General features: G+C 71.5%; 26 protein-coding genes. 13 read left to right on the top strand and 13 right to left on the bottom strand.

What is annotated here, in order from left to right; translation table 11 throughout:
• Window positions 1-251: 251 nt before the first annotated feature.
• From ABTW87_RS13095 to ABTW87_RS13085, 3 genes are read right to left on the bottom strand one after another with little or no spacing between them, the layout of a single operon-like run.
• The gene (locus ABTW87_RS13095; RefSeq protein ID WP_350651029.1) at window positions 252-851 is read right to left on the bottom strand and encodes a copper resistance CopC family protein; all 600 of its coding nucleotides are present in this window, start codon (window positions 849-851) and stop codon (window positions 252-254) included.
• A 20-nt stretch (window positions 852-871) separates the two neighbouring features.
• A complete protein-coding gene (locus tag ABTW87_RS13090; protein WP_350651097.1) occupies window positions 872-2,074 on the bottom strand; it encodes a Dyp-type peroxidase in 1,203 nt (400 codons plus the stop codon).
• Window positions 2,075-2,097: 23 nt separating this feature from the next.
• Window positions 2,098-2,685: a copper chaperone PCu(A)C gene (locus ABTW87_RS13085; RefSeq protein ID WP_350651028.1), complete on the bottom strand. Its 588-nt coding sequence runs from the start codon at window positions 2,683-2,685 to the stop codon at window positions 2,098-2,100.
• Between the two features lie 328 nt (window positions 2,686-3,013).
• Here ABTW87_RS13085 and ABTW87_RS13080 point away from each other — a divergent pair, with 328 nt between their 5' ends.
• The 3 genes from ABTW87_RS13080 to ABTW87_RS13070 all read left to right on the top strand — a co-directional run bounded on the left by ABTW87_RS13080 (window position 3,014) and on the right by ABTW87_RS13070 (window position 4,619).
• Window positions 3,014-3,628, top strand: a complete 615-nt coding sequence (locus tag ABTW87_RS13080) for a superoxide dismutase (RefSeq protein WP_350651027.1) — start codon at window positions 3,014-3,016, stop codon at window positions 3,626-3,628.
• A 242-nt stretch (window positions 3,629-3,870) separates the two neighbouring features.
• Entirely contained in the window at window positions 3,871-4,068 is a 198-nt protein-coding gene (locus ABTW87_RS13075) for a hypothetical protein (protein WP_350651026.1), read from the top strand.
• Window positions 4,065-4,619, top strand: coding sequence for a glycosyltransferase (locus tag ABTW87_RS13070; protein WP_350651025.1), 555 nt, complete (start codon window positions 4,065-4,067; stop codon window positions 4,617-4,619). The genes ABTW87_RS13075 and ABTW87_RS13070 overlap by 4 nt, the downstream gene beginning before the upstream one ends.
• An 81-nt stretch (window positions 4,620-4,700) precedes the next feature.
• Here ABTW87_RS13070 and ABTW87_RS13065 read toward each other — a convergent pair whose 3' ends face one another.
• The gene (locus tag ABTW87_RS13065; RefSeq protein WP_350651024.1) at window positions 4,701-4,889 is read right to left on the bottom strand and encodes a hypothetical protein; all 189 of its coding nucleotides are present in this window, start codon (window positions 4,887-4,889) and stop codon (window positions 4,701-4,703) included.
• A 502-nt stretch (window positions 4,890-5,391) separates the two neighbouring features.
• Entirely contained in the window at window positions 5,392-6,162 is a 771-nt protein-coding gene (locus ABTW87_RS13060; protein WP_350651023.1) for an SAM-dependent methyltransferase, read from the bottom strand.
• Window positions 6,163-6,374: 212 nt separating this feature from the next.
• Between ABTW87_RS13060 and ABTW87_RS13055 the strand changes: the two genes are divergently transcribed.
• From ABTW87_RS13055 to ABTW87_RS13045, 3 genes are read left to right on the top strand one after another with little or no spacing between them, the layout of a single operon-like run.
• Window positions 6,375-6,695: a prolyl oligopeptidase family serine peptidase gene (locus ABTW87_RS13055; protein ID WP_350651022.1), complete on the top strand. Its 321-nt coding sequence runs from the start codon at window positions 6,375-6,377 to the stop codon at window positions 6,693-6,695.
• On the top strand, window positions 6,683-7,258 hold the full coding sequence (locus ABTW87_RS13050) for a dihydrofolate reductase family protein (protein ID WP_350651021.1): 576 nt from the start codon (window positions 6,683-6,685) through the stop codon (window positions 7,256-7,258). Before ABTW87_RS13055 ends, ABTW87_RS13050 begins: the two co-directional genes overlap by 13 nt.
• 40 nt (window positions 7,259-7,298) lie before the next feature.
• Window positions 7,299-7,739, top strand: coding sequence for a VOC family protein (locus ABTW87_RS13045; RefSeq protein ID WP_350651020.1), 441 nt, complete (start codon window positions 7,299-7,301; stop codon window positions 7,737-7,739).
• Here ABTW87_RS13045 and ABTW87_RS30220 read toward each other — a convergent pair.
• Genes ABTW87_RS30220 through ABTW87_RS13035 form a run of 3 tightly spaced genes read right to left on the bottom strand, consistent with a single transcriptional unit; the run spans window position 7,672 to window position 9,082 of the window.
• Window positions 7,672-8,259: a histidine phosphatase family protein gene (locus ABTW87_RS30220; RefSeq protein WP_502891575.1), complete on the bottom strand. Its 588-nt coding sequence runs from the start codon at window positions 8,257-8,259 to the stop codon at window positions 7,672-7,674. The two genes, ABTW87_RS13045 and ABTW87_RS30220, sit on opposite strands and share 68 nt — an antisense overlap.
• Entirely contained in the window at window positions 8,210-8,446 is a 237-nt protein-coding gene (locus tag ABTW87_RS30215; protein WP_502891574.1) for a histidine phosphatase family protein, read from the bottom strand. Before ABTW87_RS30215 ends, ABTW87_RS30220 begins: the two co-directional genes overlap by 50 nt.
• A gap of 30 nt (window positions 8,447-8,476) precedes the next feature.
• A complete protein-coding gene (locus ABTW87_RS13035; RefSeq protein WP_350651019.1) occupies window positions 8,477-9,082 on the bottom strand; it encodes a YdeI/OmpD-associated family protein in 606 nt (201 codons plus the stop codon).
• A gap of 205 nt (window positions 9,083-9,287) precedes the next feature.
• On the opposite strand from ABTW87_RS13035, the gene ABTW87_RS13030 reads away from it, so the two are divergent.
• The 6 genes from ABTW87_RS13030 to ABTW87_RS13005 all read left to right on the top strand — a co-directional run bounded on the left by ABTW87_RS13030 (window position 9,288) and on the right by ABTW87_RS13005 (window position 17,222).
• On the top strand, window positions 9,288-10,838 hold the full coding sequence (locus tag ABTW87_RS13030; protein ID WP_350651018.1) for a Re/Si-specific NAD(P)(+) transhydrogenase subunit alpha: 1,551 nt from the start codon (window positions 9,288-9,290) through the stop codon (window positions 10,836-10,838).
• 29 nt (window positions 10,839-10,867) lie between these two features.
• Window positions 10,868-12,328: a Re/Si-specific NAD(P)(+) transhydrogenase subunit beta gene (pntB, locus tag ABTW87_RS13025; RefSeq protein ID WP_350651017.1), complete on the top strand. Its 1,461-nt coding sequence runs from the start codon at window positions 10,868-10,870 to the stop codon at window positions 12,326-12,328.
• Window positions 12,329-12,354: 26 nt separating this feature from the next.
• Window positions 12,355-14,979, top strand: a complete 2,625-nt coding sequence (locus ABTW87_RS13020) for an ATP-binding protein (protein WP_350651016.1) — start codon at window positions 12,355-12,357, stop codon at window positions 14,977-14,979.
• A gap of 90 nt (window positions 14,980-15,069) precedes the next feature.
• A complete protein-coding gene (locus tag ABTW87_RS13015; RefSeq protein ID WP_350651015.1) occupies window positions 15,070-15,882 on the top strand; it encodes a class I SAM-dependent methyltransferase in 813 nt (270 codons plus the stop codon).
• On the top strand, window positions 15,875-16,867 hold the full coding sequence (locus ABTW87_RS13010; protein ID WP_350651014.1) for a carbon-nitrogen hydrolase family protein: 993 nt from the start codon (window positions 15,875-15,877) through the stop codon (window positions 16,865-16,867). Before ABTW87_RS13015 ends, ABTW87_RS13010 begins: the two co-directional genes overlap by 8 nt.
• Window positions 16,868-16,871: 4 nt before the next feature.
• Entirely contained in the window at window positions 16,872-17,222 is a 351-nt protein-coding gene (locus ABTW87_RS13005) for a hypothetical protein (protein WP_350651013.1), read from the top strand.
• A 57-nt stretch (window positions 17,223-17,279) separates the two neighbouring features.
• Here the strand turns inward: ABTW87_RS13005 and ABTW87_RS13000 are convergent, their stop codons facing one another.
• The 3 genes from ABTW87_RS13000 to ABTW87_RS12990 form a co-directional block, all read right to left on the bottom strand.
• Entirely contained in the window at window positions 17,280-17,864 is a 585-nt protein-coding gene (locus ABTW87_RS13000) for a TIGR03086 family metal-binding protein (protein ID WP_350651012.1), read from the bottom strand.
• Window positions 17,865-17,944: 80 nt separating this feature from the next.
• Window positions 17,945-18,853 carry a DUF2470 domain-containing protein gene (locus tag ABTW87_RS12995; protein ID WP_350651011.1) on the bottom strand — a complete coding sequence of 303 codons (909 nt, stop codon included), beginning with the start codon at window positions 18,851-18,853 and terminating at the stop codon, window positions 17,945-17,947.
• A 103-nt stretch (window positions 18,854-18,956) separates the two neighbouring features.
• Complete coding sequence (locus ABTW87_RS12990; RefSeq protein WP_350651010.1) at window positions 18,957-19,253, bottom strand: DUF1540 domain-containing protein; 297 nt, start codon at window positions 19,251-19,253, stop codon at window positions 18,957-18,959.
• 427 nt (window positions 19,254-19,680) lie between these two features.
• Here ABTW87_RS12990 and ABTW87_RS12985 point away from each other — a divergent pair, with 427 nt between their 5' ends.
• Window positions 19,681-20,256 (top strand): dihydrofolate reductase family protein, encoded by a 576-nt coding sequence (locus ABTW87_RS12985; protein WP_350651009.1) that lies wholly within the window; start codon window positions 19,681-19,683, stop codon window positions 20,254-20,256.
• On the opposite strand, the gene ABTW87_RS12980 is transcribed toward ABTW87_RS12985, so the two are convergent.
• Window positions 20,238-20,948: a helix-turn-helix domain-containing protein gene (locus ABTW87_RS12980; protein WP_350651008.1), complete on the bottom strand. Its 711-nt coding sequence runs from the start codon at window positions 20,946-20,948 to the stop codon at window positions 20,238-20,240. The genes ABTW87_RS12985 and ABTW87_RS12980 overlap by 19 nt on opposite strands.
• A gap of 25 nt (window positions 20,949-20,973) precedes the next feature.
• Window positions 20,974-22,626, bottom strand: coding sequence for a hypothetical protein (locus ABTW87_RS12975; protein ID WP_350651007.1), 1,653 nt, complete (start codon window positions 22,624-22,626; stop codon window positions 20,974-20,976).
• Window position 22,627 lies beyond the last annotated feature (1 nt).

Genomic DNA, 22,627 nt, shown 5'->3' with positions numbered 1-22,627 from the left:
TCGGCGAGCAGCCGGACGACGGGTGACGCCGGGTTGTGACCGGCCCGGAATCCGGCCGGCCGACGATCGCGGCACCAGCGCGCCGCCGGCCCGCGTCCCCGGAGGAGCGCCGGCCACCGCCGACGCGCGGACGCGGCGGCGGTCAGGGCGCTGCGAGCGTCGGCTCGGCTCGGCGCCGGCCGACCCTGCCCCGCAGCGGCCGGCCGGTGCCCGACCGGCAGGCGGGCACCGCCGGACGGCGCCGCCGGCGGTCAGGACACCCGGCTGGACCGTCGGCGCCTCACGACGACGGCTCCGGCGGCGACCATCACGACCAGGAGGATCCCGCCGCCGACCAGGACCATTGCCCCGGGCCCGTCGCCGGAGTCGCGGGCCGCGGACGCGGGGCTGGCCGACGTCGTGGACGGCTCGGCGGCCGGGGCCGAGGTGGCCGGCGCGGACACCTCGGGGCCGGCGGTGGCGGTGGGGTCGGCGACGGTGAACCGGTACGAGCCCTGTACCGGGTGCCCGTCGGCGGAGACGACCCGGTAGGCGACCGTGTAGGCGCCGTTGGTGAGAGCCTGGTCGATGGTGATGGTGCCCTTGGTGCCGGTGACGGCCGGTTCGCTGGTCGGCACCTTCTGCTGGGCCGCGTCGGCCAGGGTGATGGTGGTGAACGACGGGTTCAGCTTCTGCATGAACTCGAGCGTGATCTGCTCCGGGGGCGCGGTGAGCCGCGCGTCCTTGGCCGGCGTGGCGGTCTTCAGGGTGTTGTGCGCGGCGGCCGGTGAGGCTGGTACGAGCAGCAGTGTCACCACGGTCAGGGCGGCGGCGAGGCCGGCGACGGTCGGGCGGCGGACCTTGGTACGCATGTCTCTCCTGATGGGTGTGGTCAGCCGAGCAGGTGCTGGCCGATCCAGCCGCCGCCGGGGCAGCCGGGTGGGATGGCGAAGACGGCGGAGCCGATCGGGGTGGTCCATTCGTTGAGCAGGTCGCGGTCTGCCAGCCGCCGCTGGATCGGCAGGAACTGTTCCGCGATGTCGGCCTGGTAGGAGGCGAAGATCAGTCCGCTGTCGGCGGTGCAGTCGGCGGCCGGCACGCCGTCGTAGTTGTACGGCCGGCGCAGGACCTTCAGCCGGTCCTCGGTGACGTGGGCCCGGGTGAGGTGGGAGAAGTCCGGGATCACGGTGAGCCCGTCGGGGCCGAGTGCGGCGAAGTCGGGTTCGTCGTGTTCCGCGGTGCCGGTGAGTGGGGCGCCGGTGTCGAGGCGGCGGCCGACGGCCAGTTCCCGGTCGGTGCGTCCGAGCAGGTCCCAGGTCTCCAGGTTCATCGAGATACGGCGGACGACCAGTGTGGTGCCGTCGCGCAGCCAGTCCGGGCCGTCGGTCACCCACACTGCGGCCTCCAGGGGGCCGCCGGGTTTCGGGTTGGCGGTGCCGTCGAGCTGGCCGAACAGGTTGCGCTGGGTGCGGCCGGGCTCGGCGCCGGCGGCCCGCCGGAAGCCCCGTTGCACCCACCGGACGGTGGCGAACGGCCGGCTGTCCTTGATTAGTACCCGCTGTGCGTGGGCGACGGTGAGCGGGTCGTCGGCGCAGATCTGCAGCAGCAGGTCCCCGCCGGACCAGCGTGGCTGCAGCCGGTCGATGCGGAACGGCGGTAGGTCGGCCACCGAGGGCGGCCGGCGGTCCTCGAGCCCGGCGGCGCGGTAGAGGCCGGGGCCGAAGCCGAACGTGACGGTGAGCCGGGCCGGCAGCAGACCGAGTTCGGGTTCGGTGTCGGCGAGGGCGGGACGGCCCTCGGTGAGGCGGGCGGCGTCGTCGGAGAGCAGCCGCAGCATCCGCCCGAGCGCGTCGCGGTCGGTGCCGGGCTTGAGAGTGAACGCGACGAAGGCCGCGTGGGCCTGCGGTTCGGTGGCGACACCGGCTTGCCGGGGACCGTGGAACGGCTCGACCGCGATGCCGACCGCCGCCACCGGGACCGGATCGCCGGAACGTACCGGCGGAGGGTCGGAACGGGCGGCGGTGACGGCGGCGGCGCCGGCGAGCGTGCCCCCGGCGGCCAGGGCCCCGCCGGTGAGCAGGCCGCGCCGGCTCACCCGGTGGGGCGTCGGCGTGCCGGTCACGGCGCCGGGCTGGGGCTCGCGGACGAGTCCGGCATGCCGTGGCCGGGGGCGTAACTCTCCTGCGCGCCGGTGAACGGCTTCGCCACGGCCGTGAAGGTCTGGGTCCGGCCGTCGGCGAAGGTCAGCGTGAAGGTCAGCTCGTCACCGGCCTTCACTGGCTGCTTGAGGTTCATCATCATCAGGTGGTCGCCGCCGGGCTGCAGGACGTGCTCGCTCTTCGCCTTGATCACGATGCCGCTCTGCTTGGCCTGCATGACCATCTTCCCGTCCTTCATGGTCATCTCGTGCAGCTCCATCGGCGACACCTCCGTCGACGCCGAGGTGATCGTCACGTCGGTGTCCCCGTCGTTGACGAGGGTGCCGAACGCGGCGGTCATGCCCTTGTCGGCGGCCTTCACCCACGGGTCGCGAATGCCGAGTACGCCCGCCGCCGTGCTGGCCGACGCCGAGGCCGTCGGCGACGCGGTGGGCGTGGCGGTCGACGAGTCGTCCGACGACCCGCAGCCGGCGATCGATACGGCCAGGATGGCGGCGCTGAGCAGAGCCGCCCGGCGCAGGACACGGCCGGTGGTGGTACAGGGCATGACGACATCTCCTCGAAATCGGTCTCGTGCGGTTGGTCGGCTAAGCGGGGCCGGCAGTTCCCGCTGATGCGGTAACTCTCGTCACGCCTGCCGGAGTCAGGCAGCGGTGCTTCCTTGCTGGTGCACCGATCCCGGATGGGGCGGCGGTCGGCCGGACCGCTCGCGGTCACCCTGGCTGGCGGAGAGCGCCCACGCGGTGACCTTCTTGCAAATATGTGGCAACTACGTAATGCTGGCGGCAGTGGGTGGGTGCCCCGGCGCGCGATGATCCGAACCATTGCCGGGGTGCCTGCCTGCTGCTGTCGACGACGAGTTGCGAGGAGTGCTGGTGGGCGTCTACTCCCTGCCTGACATGCCGTACGACTACGGAGCCCTGGAGCCGGCGATGTCCGGCGAGATCCTGGAGCTGCACCACAGCAAGCATCACGCCGCGTACGTGAAGGGCAGCAACGACGCCCTGGAGCAGCTCGCCGAGGCCCGCGACAAGGGTGACTTCGCGGCGCTGGTCGGGCTGGAGAAGACGTTCGCGTTCAACCTGTCGGGCCACGTGCTGCACTCGATCTTCTGGAACAACCTGTCCCCGCACGGCGGTGACCGCCCCGACGGGGAGCTTGCCGCGGCGATCGACGAGCACTTCGGTTCGTTCGAGGGTTTCGCCGGTCAGCTGTCGGCGGCGACCAAGGGCGTGCAGGGTTCCGGCTGGGGCGTTCTCGCGTGGGAGCCGCTGGGGCAGCGGCTGATCGTGGAGCAGGTCTACGACCACCACGGCAACGTCGGTCAGGGGTCCACCCCGCTGCTGGTGTTCGACGCCTGGGAGCACGCCTACTACCTGCAGTACCGCAACGTTCGACCGGACTACGTCGACCGGCTGTGGAACCTGGTGAACTGGGCTGACGTCACCGCCCGCCTCGAGGCCGCCCGCGCCGCCACGCCGAAGCTCTGACTGACGTGACGGGATCGGTCCCGGTCGCTGTGGAGCTCGTCCAGCGCGCTGCCGGGGTCATCGTGGCGAAGCACCGCGGTGACCTCGCCGGCGCGGAGGAACTCCTGGCGGCGTTCGACTCGGAGCGGGCCCTGAACCAACCAATCAACCAACCACCCGCCCGTCGAGCATCCGGTATGCAGCAACGGCCTTCGGGTCCGGCGTACACCGGGCACGCACCACATCGATCGCAGGAGTCCGTCATGAGAAAGCCCCTGTCCGTCCGCGTGACGGCGGTGGCCGTCGCCGCGGTGCTCGCCGTCACCGGCTGTTCGTCCCCGGCGCCGTCCCCCGGAGCCGCGAGCGGTGCCGGCACCATCGTCGTGGCGACCGCCGGCGAGCGCGGCGTTACCGGACCGGCACGCATCTTCGGTATACCGGCCCGCTTTTCGCCCGCTTGAACACACCCGTGCCGCGGGCGGTCGAGGATTTCCTGCAGCAGCCGGGACCCACCATCTACGTCGCGGTCACCTCCAGCCCTCCAGAGCTCGTGCGCCAGGTCGTCGCTGCGCTGCGGCCCCTCGGCGCGAGGATCCTGGTCGCGGCCACCGTCCATAACCTGGCCGACCTTGCTGACGACCAGGTTTGCGTCGCCAGCATCCTGCCCAGCCACAAGATCATGCCGCAGGTCGCGCTCGCCGTCACCGCTGCCGGGCAGGGCAGCATCCAGACCGCGCTGGCGTGCGGGACGCCGCTTATCGGCATCCCTCTGCAACCCGAGCAGGACGCCAACATCGCTCTCGCCGAGCAGACCGGCGCCGCACGACGAGTCCGGCTCGCTGATGCGAGTGGTTCCGCCCTCACCACCACTGCCCGCGCCATGCTGACCGATGCCGTAGCCCGCGCTGCTGCGCAACGGGTTCAACAGGCCTTCGCTCAGGTCGACGGTGCGGCGGCAGCGGCAGCAGCGATCTGCGAACTCCTCACGACGGCTCAGGATGTGCGACCGTGATCGATGGGCGACCATCAGTCGAGGCGGACCACGTCCCCGGACGGCTCGGACATGACAGCGCGTTTTGCCGTCTCTGATCGCCTATTGGCGCGGTACGACGGACAGCCTGAGTCCGCTCTCTGTCTCCTCGATCCGTACCCGCTCGCCACGGCCGTGATCGGGCAGCATCGCGTCGTACAGTTCGGCGTTGCTGATCTCCACGGTGCCACCGGCGCGGCTGATGAGGACGTTGAGGACGGCGCGTAGGTTGACGTCGCTGAGGTACCGCATGTCATCGTCTCCGAGCTGTTTACTTGTTGGGGTGAGTGGTGTTCGGCGACCCACGGCCGCCGATCCGTCAGCGTTTCAGGACCGGTCGGCCAGGAAGGGAACCCGGCGGCGGTGTCGATGTGTGGTGGCCGTGAAGCGTGATCACGAGCGTCCTGCGGTCCGGTCATCACGAGCCGTCGCCCGCCCATGAACGATCCGCGTGCCAGGAGGGGACACGTCGGTTCGGGCGGTGTCACCGCCTGGCGTGCCGGGGCAAGGAGTTGCCGGCAGCATCGCGGCGACAAACGGTTCGCGCATCGGCAACCCGAAACTGTGGCGAGAATCGAAGGAGTACGTCCCGCCAGGGGCGGACCGACAGCCGCCGTGATCCCGGGCGACAATCACCATCGTACGCCCTCGCGCTTTCGGCGGCGATGCGCCGGACGCCTGGACCCTGACCGGGTGGTGCGGCACGGCGGGGTTCTTGGCGATTCGGGCCGGGTGCGGTTCGCCGCGGCAGCCGTCAGACCTGGTTCTTGCGCGCGGTCACCAGTGCGAAGGCGAGGAACTCGCCGCCGTCTGCGTTGAGCATGTCGATGACGGGCTGGTTCGACGCCTGGCCGTCCGGCTGGTACTCGGCGCAGGCTCGGGCCCACAGCAGCCAGTCACGCCAGCCGTCCTGCTGGAGTCGGGCAGACGTGACCGTCACCAGTTCGGTGATCTCCCATTGGAAGCGCCACCACTCGGCTGTGTGCCAAGCGATCGCCTCCCAGCCGACTACTTCTTTGATGTGGGGAGGGATCACCCCAAGCTCGCGGACTTCGCGGGTCATCGCGGGTGTCGCGATGCCCAACTGTCCACCTGGACGCAGGAAGCGCACCAGGTAGGGCAGGTAGCTGTCCGCCGTGCCGAAGTACTCGAACGCATCGATGCTCACGATGGCGTCGAAGCCTTCTTCTTCGAACGGCAGGACATGTGCCTCCGCCTGCACGGCATCCACCCGGTCGCTGACGCCGGCCTCGGCGAAGACGGCCGCGGGCACTTCGGGCTTGACCCACCAGTCGGCCGCGACGACCTGCACGCCGTACTCGCGGGCCAGGAAGACGGACGTCGCACCCCTGCCGGAACCGAGGTCGAGCACCCGCAGTCCCGGGCGCAGGTCAAGGTCGCGGGCGAGGTCCTCCAGCAGCCACAACGGGTTGGGCCCCATATCCAGCTTGAGCAGCCAGCTCGGATCGTATCGGGACGAGAGCGGATAACGGTCCGGGCGCACAAGGTCCTCAAGAGCAGTCACGAGCAACGACGGAAGTCGACCGACGGGCACTCGTCAACTTCATTTGCAACGTCTGAGCTGCGCGGGCCAGCCGAGGCCAGCGAACGCTCGTAGGATCGCCGATCATGGGCAGCGCTGCGGTGATTCTGTGGGTGCATGCCGGTGGATGACATTCGCGCGACAGCCCGGACTGGCCGCGAGCTCGCGCCGAAGGGAACCCGTGGCATCACCTCGTGGGCCACGTCCCCGCGCCCGGCGACGCAGCCACGCTCGACTGCACGGTGACGTCGCACGTCGGGGCCGGCACACCGGTACTGCTCATGCACGGCATGAATGATCTCGCCGTGCCGCCGACACAGACGCTCAGCCTGGCCACGGCGCTGCTCGCCGCTGGTCATCCGGTGCAGGTGATGGTGACGGACGGAGCGCACGGCGAGCGTGGCGGCGTGGAGTGCGCGGGGCGGCGTGGCGCGATGAGTCGCGTGGCGTTGACAGGTCGATGCTTGTTGAGAGCCCGCAGACACGACAGGAAGGCATCGACATGCCGACACTGATGGTCGACTTCATCACCTCCCTGGACGGGTACGGCGCGGCCGAGGGCTGGCCGGGCTTGTGGGGCCTGGGCGGCCCGGAATACTTCGGCTGGCTCGGCGAGGACGCCAAGAGTGAGTACACCCTGCTGATGGGGGCGAACACGTACCGCTTGTTCGCCGGCTTCGCGGAGTCCGGCGAGGAGGGGATCGAGGAGCTCACGCCCATCCCGAAGATCGTGTTCTCCCGTACCCTGGCTGCCCCACTGAGCTGGGCCAACACCACGCTGGTCGAGCAGGACGCCGTGGCGGTGGTCCGGTCGATGAAGCAGGGCGGGCAGTCTGAGCTGCGGACCATCGGCAGCCCCCGCCTGTGCCGGTCGCTGCTGAAAGCAGGGCTGGTCGACCGGTACCGGGTGGTGGTGTTCCCGGTCGTCAACGGCGTGACCGGCAGGGACCGGATCTACGACGGATGGCCGGATGTGGCGCTGCAGATGGTCGACTCGCGCACCTTCGACGGCCGGCTCCAGCTCCTGGAGTTCGTTCCGACCGTCCTGACCGGTCCCCCCGAGTCGTCGACGGACTGACGACCGCACTGTCATCGAACACGCCACACGGGAGAACACCATGTCCATCAGACTCGACAACGTCGGCATCGCCGTCCGCGATCTGGAGACCGCTGTCGCCTTCTTCACCGATCTCGGCCTGACCGTGCTCGGACGCGCCCGGATCAGCGGCGAGTGGGCTGACACCGCCGTGGGCCTGGACGGCAACACCGCCGACATCGCCGTCCTCCAGACGCCTGACGGCAACGGCCGCATCGAGCTGTTTCAGTACGTGAACCCGGACGCGATCGAGGCCGAGCCCGTCCAACCGAACACCATCGGCATGCACCGCGTCTGCTTCGCCGTGGACAACATCGACGCCGCCCTCGAGGTCGCCGCCCGGCACGGCTGTCAACCGCTCCGCGGCGTCGCCACGTACGAGGATGTCTACCAGCTCACCTATCTCCGCGGTCCCAGCGACATTCTCGTGATGTTCGCCGAAGAGCTGCAGAAGGCGGACTGACCGCGAACCCCTGAGCGGCGCAGTGCCAAGGCAGCGTCGACGGGGCGAGCCCACATCTTCGGTTCGTCGACTCTGCTTTCTTGGCCCGAGCCGCGCCAGCGGCGGCCGCTACGCGACGTTCCAGGAGGAGATGACCGGCTGCTCGTGCTCGATACATAAGGGCACTGAGGGTGCCCGGAGCCGGGTGGCGGAACAGCCGGCCGGCTGACGGGTCGAGACCGAGCCAGCACGCGGTCAGTACGCGTTGGAGGTGACCGTGAGCGACGAGGGCGACGTCACCATCGTGCAGCAGCGGTCGCACCCGGGCGAGTACCGCATCCGTGCGCGTGGCCACCTGCTGGAGTTGCTCGCCAGGATGATCGGCGTTGCCGGGAACGACGCCGTCTCGCCACAGGTTCCAGCCCGGCCGCACATGGCGGATCTGCGCCTCGGTCATGCCCTCGTAACCGCCGTAGTCCCACTCCATGAGGTCAGGATCGGGTTTGACGCCGGTCAGGGTCGCCAGCTCGGCCGTCCGCAGCGCGCGGGTCAGCGGGCTGCTGAAGACAGCGACCAGATGCCGGCGGGCGAGCGCCGGGGGCGAGTGCCTTGGCTGCGACTATCCCTGCCTGGGTGAGCGGGAGGTCGGTACGACCCGCATACTGGCCCGTCCGGCTCCACTCGGTCTCGCCGTGTCTGATCAGCAACCGGCGCGGCGCGTGTGCCATCGCGTGGCGCGAGGCCGACGGCCGGGCTGATCACGGCGAGTTCGGCGGCTTGGCCTTCTGCGGGTAGATCGTCTCGTGTCGGGCCAGCATGGCGACGAACTCGCCGATCTTCCGCTCGCGGGTCTGCGCCCGTTTGACGGCGTTGAGGCGGTGGACGAGAGCGAACCGGTTGGTCTTGGTGAGCACGTCGAACATGGCCTGGGCGGCGGGATCGGCGGCGATGGCGGTCAGCAGGTCGGCCGGTACCTCGGCTTCCGACGGCGGGGCGTAGGCGGCTGCCCACCGGCCGTCCGCCTTGGCGGCTTCCACGGCGGCGCGGCCCGCGGGTGTCATCCGGCCCTGTGCCTCCAACCGGGCCACGTGGGCGACGTTCCGTTGTGACCAGGAGCTGCGGGGCCGGCGCGGGGTGAACCGGATCCAGGAGGTCTCCTGATCCCCCTTCCGGGCCTGCCCGTCGATCCAGCCGAAGCACAGGGCCTCGTCGACCGCCTGCTGCCAGGTGAGCGTGGTGACTGTGCCACCCTTTCTGGTCAGGGCGAGCCAGACACCGGGCGACGTGGCGTGGTGGGCCGACAACCACTCGCGCAGCGCCTCGGCGTCCGCAACGATCAAATCATCCAGCTCGGCGCTCGCCATGCCGGCAGACTAACCCCGGGGTCGGACAGCGACGGGTACTGACCGCCCGTCGGCAGCGGCAGTGATCGATTGCACTGTCCTATGGCAGACCGGGGCGACGATCGAGATCATGGGGGAGTCGCGGTCATCCTGCAACGGCGCTGGGTGAGTCGGCAGCGCCTGACCGCCACGACGGAGGGATCCGACGCCTGGCGGCGTCCTTGCGATGAAGGAGATGCAGGTGCTGGTCGGCGTTGTCAACGAGACGAGGCGCGGGGAGACCCGGGTGGCCGCGACCCCCGCGACCGTGGCTCAGCTGTTGAAGCTGGGCTACCAGGTGGTGGTGGAACCCGCAGCCGGGGAGCCGGCGAGCTTCCCGGACGAGGCGTACGCCGCCGCCGGTGCGTCCCTGGGGAATCCGCTCACCGCGGACATCGTGTTCGGGGTGAACCCGCCGTCGGTGGAGCTGCTCGACGCGCTCCGCCCGGGGGCGACGTGGGTCGGCCTGCTGGCTCCGGCGTCGAACCCCGAGCTGGTCGACGAGCTGGCGCGGCGCCCGATCACCGCGCTCGCGATGGACGCGGTGCCGCGGATCTCCCGAGCGCAGTCGCTGGACGTGCTGTCCTCGATGGCGAACATCGCGGGGTACCGGGCCGTGGTGGAGGCGGCACACGTCTTCGGCCGGTTCTTCACCGGCCAGGTGACCGCTGCCGGCAAGGTGCCACCGGCGAAGGTGCTGGTGGCGGGCGCGGGTGTCGCGGGGCTGGCGGCGATCGGCGCCGCCGGGAGCCTGGGGGCTGTCGTTCGCGCCACCGATCCCCGGCCGGAGGTGGCCGACCAGGTGCGTTCGCTGGGCGGGGAGTACCTCGCGGTGGAGGCGCCGGACGTGGAGGTCTCGGCCACCGGGTACGCCAAGGAGATGTCGGAGGACTACAACGTCCGGGCGGCCGCCCTGTACGCGGAGCAGTGCGAGGACGTGGACATCGTCATCACCACCGCACTGATCCCGGGGAAGCCGGCGCCCCTGCTGCTCACCAAGGAGATGGTCGCGAGCATGAAGCCGGGCAGCGTCATCGTCGACATGGCGGCGTCGAACGGCGGCAACGTGGAGGGCACGATCCCGGGCGAGGCGGTCGTCACCGAGAACGGTGTGACGATCCTGGGCTACACCGACCTGGCCGCTCGTCTGCCCGCACAGGCGTCGCAGCTGTACGGCACCAACCTCGTCAACCTGATGAAGCTGCTCACGCCCGCCAAGGACGGCCGGCTCGTGCTCGACTTCGACGACGTGGTGCAACGGTCGATGACCGTGGTCCGGGACGGCGAACTGACCTGGCCGCCACCGCCCGTCCAGGTCTCGGCGGCGCCGGCGGCGGCCACCGCGGCCCCCGCGCCGGAGAAGCAGGCGAAGCAGCCGGTGCCGGCGTCGCGCCGCATCGCGACGGTGACGGCCGGCGGGGCCGTGCTGTTCCTGGTCGCCGCGCTGGCGCCGCCGGCCCTGCTGGGTCACTTGACGGTGTTCGCGTTGGCGATCGTGGTCGGTTACTACGTGATCGGCCACGTGCACCACGCGCTGCACACACCGCTGATGTCGGTGACCAACGCGATCTCGGGGATCATCGTGGTCGGCGCGTTGCTGCAGATCGGTCACGGCGAATCGTCGAACCGGGCCCTGATCACCGGCCTGTCCTGCGCCGCGATCCTGCTGGCCAGCATCAACATCTTCGGCGGCTTCGCGGTGACCCGCCGCATGCTCGCGATGTTCTCCCGCAGCTGACGCCGTACCCGAGTCCTGGAGCTGTCCGAATGACTGTCGAGACCGCGGCTCAGTCCGCGTACATCGTGGCCGCGCTGTTGTTCATCCTGGCGCTGGCCGGCCTGTCCAAGCACGAGACCGCCAAGGCGGGCAATGCCCTGGGCATGGCCGGCATGGCGCTGGCCCTGGTCGCCACCATCGCGCTGGCCGTCGACCACGGCATCAGCGGCATCGGCGCCGCCCTGCTCGTCGGGGCCACCCTGATCGGGGCCGTGATCGGCCTGGCCCGGGCGAGGCGGGTGGAGATGACCGGCATGCCCGAGCTGATCGCGCTGCTGCACTCCTTCGTCGGCCTCGCCGCCGTGCTCGTGGGCTGGAACGGGTACCTCCACGTCGAAGGGGACCTCGACGGCGCCGAGGCCGGCGCGCTGCGGGCCGAGGGGATGCTGGGGATCCACCACGCCGAGGTCTTCATCGGCGTCTTCATCGGCGCGGTCACCTTCACCGGATCGGTTGTCGCGTTCGGGAAGCTGTCGGCACGGATGAAGTCCGCCCCGCTGATGCTGCCCGGCAAGAACGTGCTCAACGTCGGGGCCCTGGCCGCGTTCGTGTTGCTCACGGTGTGGTTCGTCCTGGACCCGCAGGTCTGGCTGCTCGTCGTGGTCACCGCGATCGCGCTGGCGCTGGGCTGGCACCTGGTCGCCTCCATCGGCGGCGGTGACATGCCGGTGGTGGTGTCCATGTTGAACAGCTACTCCGGCTGGGCCGCGGCCGCGTCCGGCTTCCTGCTGGAGAACAACCTGCTCATCATCACCGGCGCGCTCGTCGGCTCCTCCGGTGCCTACCTCTCCTACATCATGTGTCGTGCGATGAACCGGTCGTTCCTGTCCGTCATCGCCGGTGGCTTCGGTATCGAGAGCACCGCCGCCGGGGAGTCGGTGCAGGGTGAGCACCGCGAGGTGACCGCCGAGCAGGTCGCCGAGATGCTCGCGGAGGCGGACTCGGTCATCATCACCCCCGGCTACGGCATGGCGGTCGCCCAGGCGCAGCACGGCGTCGCCGAGCTCACCCGCAGGCTCCGCGAGCGGGGCATCGAGGTCCGCTTCGGCATCCACCCGGTAGCGGGACGGCTGCCCGGTCACATGAACGTCCTGCTGGCCGAGGCGAAGGTCCCCTACGACATCGTCCTGGAGCTGGACGAGATCAACGACGACTTCCCGCGTACCTCGGTGGTCCTGGTCATCGGCGCCAACGACACCGTCAACCCGGCTGCCACCGAGGATCCGGACAGCCCGATCGCCGGCATGCCGGTCCTGAGCGTCTGGGAGGCCGGCCAGGTCGTGGTGTTCAAGCGTTCGATGGCCACCGGGTACGCCGGTGTCCAGAACCCGCTCTTCTTCCGGGACAACACGTCGATGCTGTTCGGGGATGCCAAGCAGCGCGTCGAGGACATCCTCGTGGCGTTGCCGACGCCGAGCACGACCGGCCCGACCCTGACCGCCACCGGATAGCGCCGCTTTGGCGTTAGCGTCGTGCCGTGGTGGATCTGCTGGAGCGTGGCGCGCTACTGGACCAGCTCGGTGCCGTGCTCGAGGAAACCTCGGCGGCCGGGCGCGTGGTGCTGGTCGCGGGCGAGGCCGGTATCGGCAAGTCCGCGTTGGTGCGGGGGTTCGCCCGGCGCGACGCGGGTCGGGCGCGGTTCCTGTACGGGGCGTGCGACCCGCTGCTGACCCCGCGGGCGCTGGGTCCGCTGCACGACCTCGGGCGGGAGTTGGGGGGCCGGCTGGCCGAGCTGCTGGCCGGCGGGAGCCCTCGGGAACGGCTGTTCGCGACCCTGCTGGACGAGCTGGATCAACGGTCGCGATCGACGGTGGTGGTCATCGAGGACGCGCACTGGGCCGACGAGGCGACGCTGGACCTGCTGCTGTTTCTGGGGCGGCGCATCGAGCGGCTCCGCACGCTGCTGATCGTCACGTACCGGGACGACGAGTTGGGGGTCGACCATCCGTTGCGGGCGGTGGTCGGCCGGCTCTCGCCGGACGTGGTACGCCGGCTGCGGCCAGGCCCGCTGTCCGAGGTGGCCGTCGCGGAGCTGGCCGCACGGGCCGGGCGGCCGGCGGCCGGTCTGCACGCGCTGACCGGTGGTAACCCGCTGCTGCTGACCGAGGTGCTGGCGGCCGGTGACGCCGGCGTGCCGATGACGGTGCGGGATCTGGTCCTGGCGCGGTTCGGTGGCCTGCCGGTCGAGGCGCAGGAGGCGGTCCGGTTGGTGGCGGTGGTGCCGACGCGGGCCGAGCTGTGGCTGTTGGAGGGTGCGCTGGGGCCGGGTCTGGCGGCGGTCGACGCGGGCGTGTCGGCGGGGCTGCTGGTGACCGGCTCGGAGGTGGTCGGGTTCCGGCACGAGCTGCTGCGGCGGGCGGTGGAGGGTTCGCTGTCGGCGGTCGTCCGCCGGGAGCTGAACCGGCGCGTGCTGGCGGTCCTGTCGGAGGTCGACGGCCGGACCGTGGACGTGGCGCGGCTGGTGCACCACGCCCGCGAGGCGGGCGATGTCGAGGCGGTGCTGCGGTACGGGCCGACGGCGGCTCGGCAGGCGGCGGCGGTGGGCGCCCACCGGGAGGCGGTCGAGCAGTACCGCGCGGTGCTGGGGTACGCCGACCGGCTGGCGACGGCGGCGCACGCCGACCTGCTGGAGGCGTACTCGGTGGAGTGCTACCTGTCCGGGCTGTCGGTGGAGGCGGTCTCGGCCCGCCGGACGGCGGTGGAGCTTCGCGAGCGCACCGGCGACCGGGAGCGGGTCGGCGCGGGGCTGCGCTGGCTGTCGCGCCTGCACTGGTGGGACGGCAACCGGACGGAGGCGGAGGCGGCCGCCGCGCGCGCCGTCGCTGTGTTGGAGGACGTGGGGCCGGGCCACGAGCTGGCGATGGCGTACAGCAACCAGGCGCAGCTGGACATGCTCGACAACCGCCTCAGCGCGGCGGTCCACTGGGCCGAGCGGGCCATCGAGCTGGCGCAGCGGCTCGGTGACCAGCAGACACTCAGCCACGCGCTGACCAACATCGGTTCGGCGCGGATCCTGGCCGGCGACCCGGTGGGCCGGGCGGACCTGGAACGGGCCTTCGAGGTGGCGATGACCGTCGGGCTGGTGGACGACGCCGCCCGCGCGCTTGTCAACCTGTCCACCGACAGCGCGGTGATGCGCGACTACCGGCACGCCGGCCAGGATCTGGATCGGGCGCTCGCGTTCGTGCAGGCACACGACCTGTCCGGGTACGTCCAGCACGTGCAGGGGCACCGGGCGCGGCTGCGGTTGGAGCGGGGGGACTGGACCGGCGCGGAGCGGGACGCGCGGGAGGCGCTGGCCCTCGCGGTGGCGGGCGGCGCCCGGGTGGTGGACGCCCTGGTGCCGTTGGGGTTGGTGCAGGCCCGGCGGGGGGAGGCGGCCGCGGCGGCGACGCTGCAGGAGGCCACCGAGCGGGGGTTCGCCACGGTCGAGCTGCAGTGGACCGCGCCGGTGGCCGCGGCACGCGCTGAGTACGCCTGGTTGTACGGCAACGACGACCGGATCGCCGAGGAGGCGACAGCCGCGTTCGAAGGCGCGGCCCGGGCGGCTCATCCCTGGTTCGCCGGAGAGTTGGCGTTCTGGCTGTGGCAGGCCGGCGCGCTGCCGGAGACGCCGGCGGTGGTGGCCGAGCCCTATCGCCTGCTTCTGGCCGGGGACTGGCAGGCGTCCGCCGACGCGTGGCGTCAGCTGGGCTGTCCGTACCAGCGGGCACTGGCCCTGGCCTGCGGCGACCGGGACGAGGCGGCGCGGGAGGCGCTGAAGCTGCTCGACGGTCTGGGCGCCCGGCAGGCGGCGCTGCGGGTACGCCGGGACCTGCGGCGCCGCGGCCACCGGCGGGTGCCGCGCGGGCCGATACGCGCCACCACCGCCAACCCGGCCGGTCTCACCGCCCGGCAGGTCGACGTTCTCGCGCTGCTGGCCGAAGGGCTGACGGACGCGGCGATCGCCGCCCGGCTGTCGCTGTCGACGAGGACCGTCGGCCATCACGTCTCGGCGCTGCTGGGCAAGCTCGCCGTGGCGTCGAGGCACGAGGCCGCCGCCGAGGCCCGGCGGCTCGGGATGGTACCGGCCAAAGATAGGGAGCCGGACGGCCCGAGCTAGGCAGTCGTTCCCGATCCGCGCCCCGGGCCCCCGGTCCTAGCGTCGACCCTGACCGATCCCGCCCCGGTGGGTCGCGAAGGAGAGGACACCATGGACATCGCAACCATCAAGCAACGGCAGCAGGCCACCTGGGCCGCGGGAGACTACGCGGCCGTCGGCACCCGGCTGCTGCCGGTCGCCGAGCTGCTGTGTGAGGCCGTCGACCTACGCGCCGGCGAGCTGGTGCTCGACGTCGCCTGCGGCAACGGCAACGCCGCTCTCGCCGCGGCCCGCCGGTTCGGCAAGGTCATCGGCGTCGACTTCGTCCCCGCTCTGCTCGACCAGGCCCGCCGGCGCGCCGACGCCGACGGGCTCGACGTGACGTTCGAGGAGGCCGACGCCGAGTCGCTGCCATTCCCGGACGCCTCCTTCGACGTGGTGCTGTCGACCTGTGGCGCCATGTTCGCCCCCGACCAGGAGCAGACCGCTCGCGAGCTGCTGCGGGTCTGCCGGCCCGGCGGGCGTATCGGCATGGTCAACTGGACGCCGGACAGTTACGTCGGTGAGCTGTTCCGCACCATCGGCCGGTACGTGCCGCCGCCGCCCGGGCTCCGGCCGCCGGTGCTGTGGGGGAGCACGGACCGGCTGCGTGAGCTGTTCGGTCCCAGCGTGACCATCTCGGCCCCGCGGCGCAGCTTCGCCTGGCGGTTCCCGTCCGCCGAGCACCAGGTGGAGTTCTTCACCAGCTTCTACGGCCCGACCAACCGGGCCGCCGCCGCGGTGGCGCCCGACCGTGCCGCCGACCTGCGGTCCGACCTGCTCGACGCGGCCAAGCGGTTCAACGTGTCGGGTGACGACACGCTGGTGCTCCGGATGGACTACCTGGAGGCGGTCATCGGCAAGCCGGCGGGCGTCGATGGCTGAGTCGACGGTGCGGGTGGCCGCGATCCAGGCCGCGCCGGTGCTGCTGGACCTGGAGGCCAGCCTCCAGAAGGCGACGGAGCTGATCGGGATCGCGGCCGCGAACGGTGCCGAGCTGATTGTGTTTCCCGAGGCGTTCCTGCCCGGCCCGCCGGTCTGGGTCGACGAGGTGTTACCCGGCGAGGACGCGGCCTGGCACCTGCGACTGCTGGAACAGTCGGTGGTGGTGCCGGGGCCGGTCACCGACCGGCTGGGCGGGGTGGCCCGGGACGCGGGCGTGCACCTGGTGATGGGCGTCAACGAACGCGACGAGCACGGCGGCACCGTCTACAACACGATCCTCTACTTCGGTCCGGACGGGCGGCTGCTCGGCAAGCACCGCAAGCTGGTGCCGACACATGCCGAACGGCTGGTCTGGGGCATGGGCGACGGCTCCGACCTGCAGGCACACGACACCGCCGCCGGTCGTCTGGGCGGGCTGATCTGCTGGGAGAACTTCATGCCGCTGGCCCGGTTCACCCTCTACGCCCAGGGCGTCGACATCTGGGTCGCACCGACCCTGGCCACCCACGAGCCGTGGGTGGCCAGCATGCGGCACATCGCCCGGGAAGGCGTCTGCCACGTCATCGCGGTCGGCCCCACCCTCCGCTTCGCCGACATCCCGGACGGCGTCCCCGACCGGGAACGGCTGCGACGGCCCGACCATCCGCGCGGGGAGTGGCTGCTGGAGGGTTATTCGGTGATCGTCGCTCCGGACACCAGCGTGCTGGCCGGTCCGCTGGTCCGCGAGGAAGGCATCCTCCACGCCACCCTCGACCTGTCCGCCGCTCGGGCCCGCCGCCGCTTGTTCGATCCTGCCGGCCACTACAACCGGCCCGACGTCTTCCGGTTGACCGTCGACGACCGCCCGAAACCGCACCTCGCCTCGACGGCGTACCCGGCCGGCGACACCGCATTGCCGCTGCCCCCGGGGGTGCTCCTAGGCTGAGCTGATGATCGGTCGGGGGCCCTCGTCACGGCTCAGCGGCTTCTGGGCCTGCCTCATCGGCGGCGCGGTCATCGCATCACTGCTGATGGTCCTCGACCCGATCACGCGCGCCGAGGACTGCCCCAATTACGGTGGGAACGGAAACGCGAGCGCGTTCGACAACGCTGCCTGGGATCTCTGGTTCCCGCTCGTACTGCTCGGCTGGCTGGTCCTCGTGCTTCTGGAACAGACGTTGCCCGTGACCCGGCGTCATCGTGGCGGCACCGACATCGCCGTACGGGCGGCGTCCGCGCTGAGCCTGTCCGTCGTGATCTCGTGTTGCCTTGTCCTCAACGTGTCTGTCGTGTGTCGCTGACGCTTCGGTGTCGGCCGTTCCTCGGACTCGCCGGCGTTGATCCTGGTCGATGGAACGCTACGACTTCCACCGGGGGTCGCGGCCGGTGAGCCCGAGGACCCGGTCGAGCAGGGGAGCGCCGGCGGGCAGAGCGATCGACGGCCCGAACAGGCCGGGGGTGCCGTCACTGCTCGCCTGTTGGGACACCAGGCGGTGGATCGTCTCAACGGTCCGGTCATCGACGTCGTAGGGCTGCCCGGTCGCGCTGGCCAGATCCCATCCGTGGACGACCAGCTCGTTCAGCGCGACGACGCCCATGACCTCGGCCGGCAGCACCACCCCGCCGGCCGAGGTCTCGCCCGTCCAGGCGGCCGGCTCGCCCCAGGCGGCCACCAACTCGTCGAGCCGCACCGGCAGCCGGCTGCGCCACTGCGGGTCGAGCTCGCCGGGATCGCCCGGGCCGGCCGGCGCGGCGTCGGGCCCCTTCTCGGCAGCTGTCCTGAACGCGACCGTCACCCCCATCAGGTGGTCGAGCAGGTCGGCGACCGTCCAGCTCGCACACGGGGTGGGACGGGTGAGCTGGTCGTCGGTCACCCCGTGCAGCAGCGTCTTGAGCGAGCCGGCCGCAGGCCCGAAGACCGGGGTGCCATTACTGTCGATCATCTGGCTCATCCTCCATCGCGGATCGCCTCAGCACGTTACCCGCGGGGACCGACAGAACGGTTCGACCTCGACCGGCACCGTCACACCGAGGGCAGGTCGCGCGCATCCTCGCACAGGCCGCACCCAGCCGCCGGGGACTGCGCCACGTCGGCCCCGGCGCGGGCTGGACCGGCGGATCCGGGCCCTGTCGTCCCGGCCAGCAGCAGCCGCAGTCCGTCGGCGAGGCCGGCGTTCCGGGTGACTCGACGGGGGAACGGCAGCCGGACGTCGGTGTGTCGGTCCGGTGCCTCGGCGCGGAACACGATGCCGTCGGCGTCGACCGCGACCGGTACGACCCGCGTCGACCCGGCGGTCACCGCCGGGTCGACGAGCGTGGCGAGTCGGTCGAGCAGAACGCGGTGATGCCGGGTCAGGTGCTGCAGATGTGCGGCTTCGTCGGCGGCGAGCGGGTCCGGGCGTGCGGCACGCCAGGCGCTGATGTCCACCGCGGCTTCGCCGGTGTCGCGGGCGAGGCCGACCTCGACCGGCTCGACCGCCCACAGCGCGACGGGAGGCAGGTCGAGCAGGGCCATGACGGTGTCGCCGTCGCACTGTTCGAGGATGACCGGATCGAACCGGCGTGCGGTGCCCGACATCCACACCTTGGCCCGGATCCGGGAACGGACGGCGACCGGGACGAGTTGCGTCACGTCGAGGCGCACCGCACCCGGCCGGCCCCGCGCGGCGACCAGCAGGCCGCCGGTCCGGGACATCGCGTCGACCGCGAGGACCACCGTGCCGTCGGGCAGGACGGCGTGCGACCCGACAAGATCGACGGCGGCCTCGCCGAGCCGGAGCCGCAGGGAAGGGCTGGCGGACAGCGCGGATCGTGCCGTCACGGCATCCGGTCCAGCCGGTACAACCTGCGCGCCGGCCACCGACGCGGTCGCGCCGACGTCGGTGGCGGGCGCGGCCAACTCCGCCGGCCGCCCGGCTCGATGGAACGCCATGTCAGTCCCCTTGGCCATGAGTGAAGGTGAGCTCGGCCCAGGGGAGACGTTAGTAGGTTAGGCTTACCTTTGCCAAGGCGGAGTGAGTCAGGCCGCCCGGCGGTCAGGCGGGCTGGTAGGTGAGGCAGTCGCTGGCGGTGGCGCCGGGACCGACGGTGATCGACTCCGCGGTGCAGGCGAGGTTGGTGTTGTAGACGCACTCGGAACGCGCGCAGGCACCCACGGCACCGGTGACGTCGGCCATCCCGCCCTGCATCGATGACTCCACGAACGTCGCGCAGGACGCCGCGTCGCCGGTCGATGCCACGGTGATCGCCGGAGCGTGACAGCCGTTGGCGTTGAAACTGCACGCCGTGGCGGCGCATTCGCGTACCGGAGGCGTCTGAAGCAGGGTTTTCATGGAGCCCTCCATTCGGCGTACTCGTCTGTCAGTCATATTTGCCGCGCTGGTGGAGGGCAAACCCCGCCACCGGCCGGCGTCCTGAATTCGTTGTCGACAAGCGCCACTCTAACAGTGGAAATGGTGCCCGCGTCGAACTCGTCGCCGTTCTCGTGAAGGTCGCGCCGGAAATGCAAGTTAGCCTTACTTGAGTTAGGCCAGCCTTGCTTTCCAAGCCGCGACGACAATCGTCCGGAGCATTTCCGGTGACGATTTCATGCCCTGGCGGCCCTGCCGTCGACGGTGCCGTCGTTTTCGTACAAGACGGCGCCGGTGGCCGATCTCTAACCTGGGCAGCGGCGTTGCGGCGTCTTCGTGACGCTTCGGCTGGCATGTCGACCCACCTCGGCAGGAGGTGGTCGCCTGGCACATGAGGAGAGAACGACCCATGCGTGATCTGGTCTACACCGCGTTCATGTCGCTCGACGGCGTCGTGGACTCCCCAGGTGGACCGAGCGAGGGGCACCGCAGCGGTGGTTGGGTCTTCAAGGACATCGAGTTCGTGCCCGACGCCTTCTCGCTCAAGGGGGACGAACTCGCGGACACCACGGCGCTGATGTTCGGCCGCCGGAGCTACGAGGCCTTCGCGCCAACCTGGCGCGACTCGGAGGATCACGCCGCCTACAAGGAACTGCCGAAGTACGTGGTCTCGAGCACGCTGTCCGAGGACGCCCTCGTCGACGGATGGGGGCCGACGAGGATCCTGCGGTCGGTCGACGACGTCCTCGAGCTCAAGAAGAGCGAGGGTGGGTCGATCTTCATCCACGGCAGCGCGGAACTCGCCCGGCGTCTGTCGGACGCGGGTCTGATCGACCGGTACCACCTGCTCGTCTTCCCGGTGCTGCTCGGAGCCGGGAAGAGCCTGTTCAGCCAGGCGGACAAGGACAGGCAGGTGCTGAGCCTGCGGGATTCCGCCACCTACTCCAACGGCATCGTCAAGCTGATCTACGACGTCGTCGGCTGAACCGAACCCAGGCCGATCGCGCCGCCGGCGCCCTCGCGCAGTTGCCGTGCCGTACGTCCGATGAACCGTTGCAGCGAACGGGCCAGGTGGGGCTCGTCGAAGTACGCGAGCCGGGCGACGACATCGGCGACGGGGACGCCGGCGGCCAGCAGCGCCGAGGCCTCGCGGGCGCGTTCGATCTGTCGTACGGCACCCTGGGTGAGCCCGGTCGCCGCCCGGAACCGGCGTTCCACGGTGCGTGGCGAGACCGCGGGCCGGTGACCTCGGCGGACCTCGGTGACCAACGGGTCACGGATCACGGCCCCGGAGCGGACGAGACGGTCGACAAGGGCCTCGGCGTCGTCGGGGCCGGGCGTCTGCCAGCGGGCACCGTCCAGCCAGAAGGCCCTGCGGGTGGTGTCGGACAGTTCCGCGCCACCGTCGACAAGTGCCGGCGTGGGAATGTTCCGCAGCGACGTGCCCACGGCGAACTCGATGCCGACGAAGGTCGCCTCCTCCGGCACCGGTGCGGTGCCGGTCCCGGTCTCGGGCCCGGAGATGGCGGCGTACGCCGTGCCGCCGCGCTGCCAGAACACCAGGCCCCAACACGCCGTCGCCACCGCGGTCATCTCCGCGACGCTCCCGCTCGTGCAGGTCCACACGGTGTCGACCCACGGCGAGTCGGACTCGCGCGTCGTGAATCGCAATCCCACGCGACGAGGATACGGGTGCCGAAGGCTACGCCAGCAGATCCCAGCGCACGCCGCTGGCCGGATCCCCCCGGCCGGGCCGCTTGCGGCGCTGCAGCCAGACGTGCACCGAGCCGTCGTGCCAGCGGGCGAGCTGCCAGGACCGTTCCACCCGCACCCCGCCGGCGGGTACCTCCTCCTCGTACAGCCAGACGGGTCGGCGCGGGTCGAGCAGGACGCTGCGCGGGCCGACCGGCTGGCCGTCGAGGCCGGCCCAGGCCCGCATCCGGGCGCGACGCAGCCGGACCTGCGGGGTGTCGTCGGCGAGCCGTTCGGCGACGAACGGGACCCACCACGGCGGCGCGGTGGCCGCCAACCGGTAGCGCCAGACCTCGCCGCGCCGCTGCGCCGGCGGGCGCGGCCCGGTCCGCTCGACCGCTCGACCCAACGGCCCTTCGATCAGCTGCTCGATGCCCCAGGCGAGGTTGGCCGCCTCGTCGCGGGTCAGGGTGACCCGCTCCAGCACCGGGCCGGCCAGGGCGCCGCCGGTCGGGGGTACGAACAGCCACGGTGCCGGATGGCTGTCGCTCACCTCGTCGCCGGTCAACTCGAACATCCGCCACACCCGTCCGGCACCCGCCCGGTCGACGTCGGTCTTCGCGGCGGACGGCACCCTCGTCCGCCCGCCGAACGTGTCGACCACCTCGACCGATTCGACCTCGGTCAGCGAACCGACCGGCACCGGTACCGGCACCACGAAGTGGTCGTCGGCGTACACCGTCGCGAACTCGGCGACCAGCAGCCGGGCCAGGTCCGCGGGGCCGGCCTCGATGTCCCCGAAGTGCACGGCGCCGTCCTCGAACTCCCACCAGCGGGACGCCGGCATCCCGGGATACCGGATCGGCGTCGGCACGGCGACGGTGGTGCGCCGGGGCAGGTCGACCGGGTCCAGTGCGTGCCGGGCCGCCTCGTCACGGCTGACGTCCACGGTGTACCAGTCGAGGTGCCCTCCGTCGTGCTCCGGCGCGTCGAGGACCACCTCGCCGGTGTCGGTCGCGGCGGCGAGCGAGAACGAGTGCTCGAGACGGTGCTCGTCCCAGGCCGGCGAGCCGGCCCGTGTCTCCGTCGCGGCCTGCCAGGCGGCCACGAGCCCGACGGCCCGGTCCCGCGCGTCGGGGCCGAGCCCGGTGAGCGCCGCTCGGAGGTCGGCCTCCGGTGCGACGCCGAGCCGGGCCACGTCGAGTGACCAGCGGGCGAGCAGCTCGGCGGCGGCCCGTCCGGCCGCGCCGACGTCGGTGACCGGTTCGGCCGGTGGGGGTGGGAACGCCTTGCGCAGCAGCGGCACGGCGGTGGCCAGCCGGGCGTCGCGCAGCGCCCGGATCAGCCGGCGCGCGGCCCGCGCCGCGGCGTACCGGCCGGCCGTGCCGAGGTCCGGCTCGGCCGCGGCCTCCACGACCAGCTCGAGCGGACGGTCGGTCGGGTAGGGTTCCGCCGGCCCTGCGCCGGGCCGGTAGCTGGCGATCCGCGCGGTACGCGTGACGACCCGCGCGGCGGCGGGCTGCGCCGCGTCGTCGCCGGTGAACTCGCCGACCTGCAGCTGCCGGGCGAGCATCCACAGCGGATCGGCGACCCGGGCGGCCAGACCGTCGGTGAGCCCGGTGCTGTGGACCATCGACTCCAACCGGTCCCATCGTGCGCTCACC

This window comes from Micromonospora sp. NPDC126480, assembly GCF_040302465.1.
Taxonomy (GTDB): Bacteria; Actinomycetota; Actinomycetes; order Mycobacteriales; family Micromonosporaceae; genus Micromonospora.
Note: the sequence above shows the minus strand (reverse complement) of the source record. Positions and strands in the feature narration are given on the sequence as shown.

Excerpts from the sequence above, each read along its gene's own strand:
- ABTW87_RS13095 (WP_350651029.1), bottom strand. The coding sequence starts at position 851 with ATGCGTACCAAGGTCCGCCGCCCGACCGTCGCCGGCCTCGCCGCCGCC.
- ABTW87_RS13085 (WP_350651028.1), bottom strand. The coding sequence starts at position 2,685 with ATGCCCTGTACCACCACCGGCCGTGTCCTGCGCCGGGCGGCTCTGCTC.
- ABTW87_RS13075 (WP_350651026.1), top strand. The coding sequence starts at position 3,871 with ATGAGAAAGCCCCTGTCCGTCCGCGTGACGGCGGTGGCCGTCGCCGCG.
- ABTW87_RS13065 (WP_350651024.1), bottom strand. The coding sequence starts at position 4,889 with ATGCGGTACCTCAGCGACGTCAACCTACGCGCCGTCCTCAACGTCCTC.
- ABTW87_RS13050 (WP_350651021.1), top strand. The coding sequence starts at position 6,683 with ATGCCGACACTGATGGTCGACTTCATCACCTCCCTGGACGGGTACGGC.
- ABTW87_RS13045 (WP_350651020.1), top strand. The coding sequence starts at position 7,299 with ATGTCCATCAGACTCGACAACGTCGGCATCGCCGTCCGCGATCTGGAG.
- ABTW87_RS30215 (WP_502891574.1), bottom strand. The coding sequence starts at position 8,446 with ATGGCACACGCGCCGCGCCGGTTGCTGATCAGACACGGCGAGACCGAG.
- ABTW87_RS13035 (WP_350651019.1), bottom strand. The coding sequence starts at position 9,082 with ATGGCGAGCGCCGAGCTGGATGATTTGATCGTTGCGGACGCCGAGGCG.
- ABTW87_RS13030 (WP_350651018.1), top strand. The coding sequence starts at position 9,288 with ATGAAGGAGATGCAGGTGCTGGTCGGCGTTGTCAACGAGACGAGGCGC.
- pntB (WP_350651017.1), top strand. The coding sequence starts at position 10,868 with ATGACTGTCGAGACCGCGGCTCAGTCCGCGTACATCGTGGCCGCGCTG.
- ABTW87_RS13015 (WP_350651015.1), top strand. The coding sequence starts at position 15,070 with ATGGACATCGCAACCATCAAGCAACGGCAGCAGGCCACCTGGGCCGCG.
- ABTW87_RS13010 (WP_350651014.1), top strand. The coding sequence starts at position 15,875 with ATGGCTGAGTCGACGGTGCGGGTGGCCGCGATCCAGGCCGCGCCGGTG.
- ABTW87_RS13005 (WP_350651013.1), top strand. The coding sequence starts at position 16,872 with ATGATCGGTCGGGGGCCCTCGTCACGGCTCAGCGGCTTCTGGGCCTGC.
- ABTW87_RS13000 (WP_350651012.1), bottom strand. The coding sequence starts at position 17,864 with ATGATCGACAGTAATGGCACCCCGGTCTTCGGGCCTGCGGCCGGCTCG.
- ABTW87_RS12995 (WP_350651011.1), bottom strand. The coding sequence starts at position 18,853 with ATGGCGTTCCATCGAGCCGGGCGGCCGGCGGAGTTGGCCGCGCCCGCC.
- ABTW87_RS12990 (WP_350651010.1), bottom strand. The coding sequence starts at position 19,253 with ATGAAAACCCTGCTTCAGACGCCTCCGGTACGCGAATGCGCCGCCACG.
- ABTW87_RS12985 (WP_350651009.1), top strand. The coding sequence starts at position 19,681 with ATGCGTGATCTGGTCTACACCGCGTTCATGTCGCTCGACGGCGTCGTG.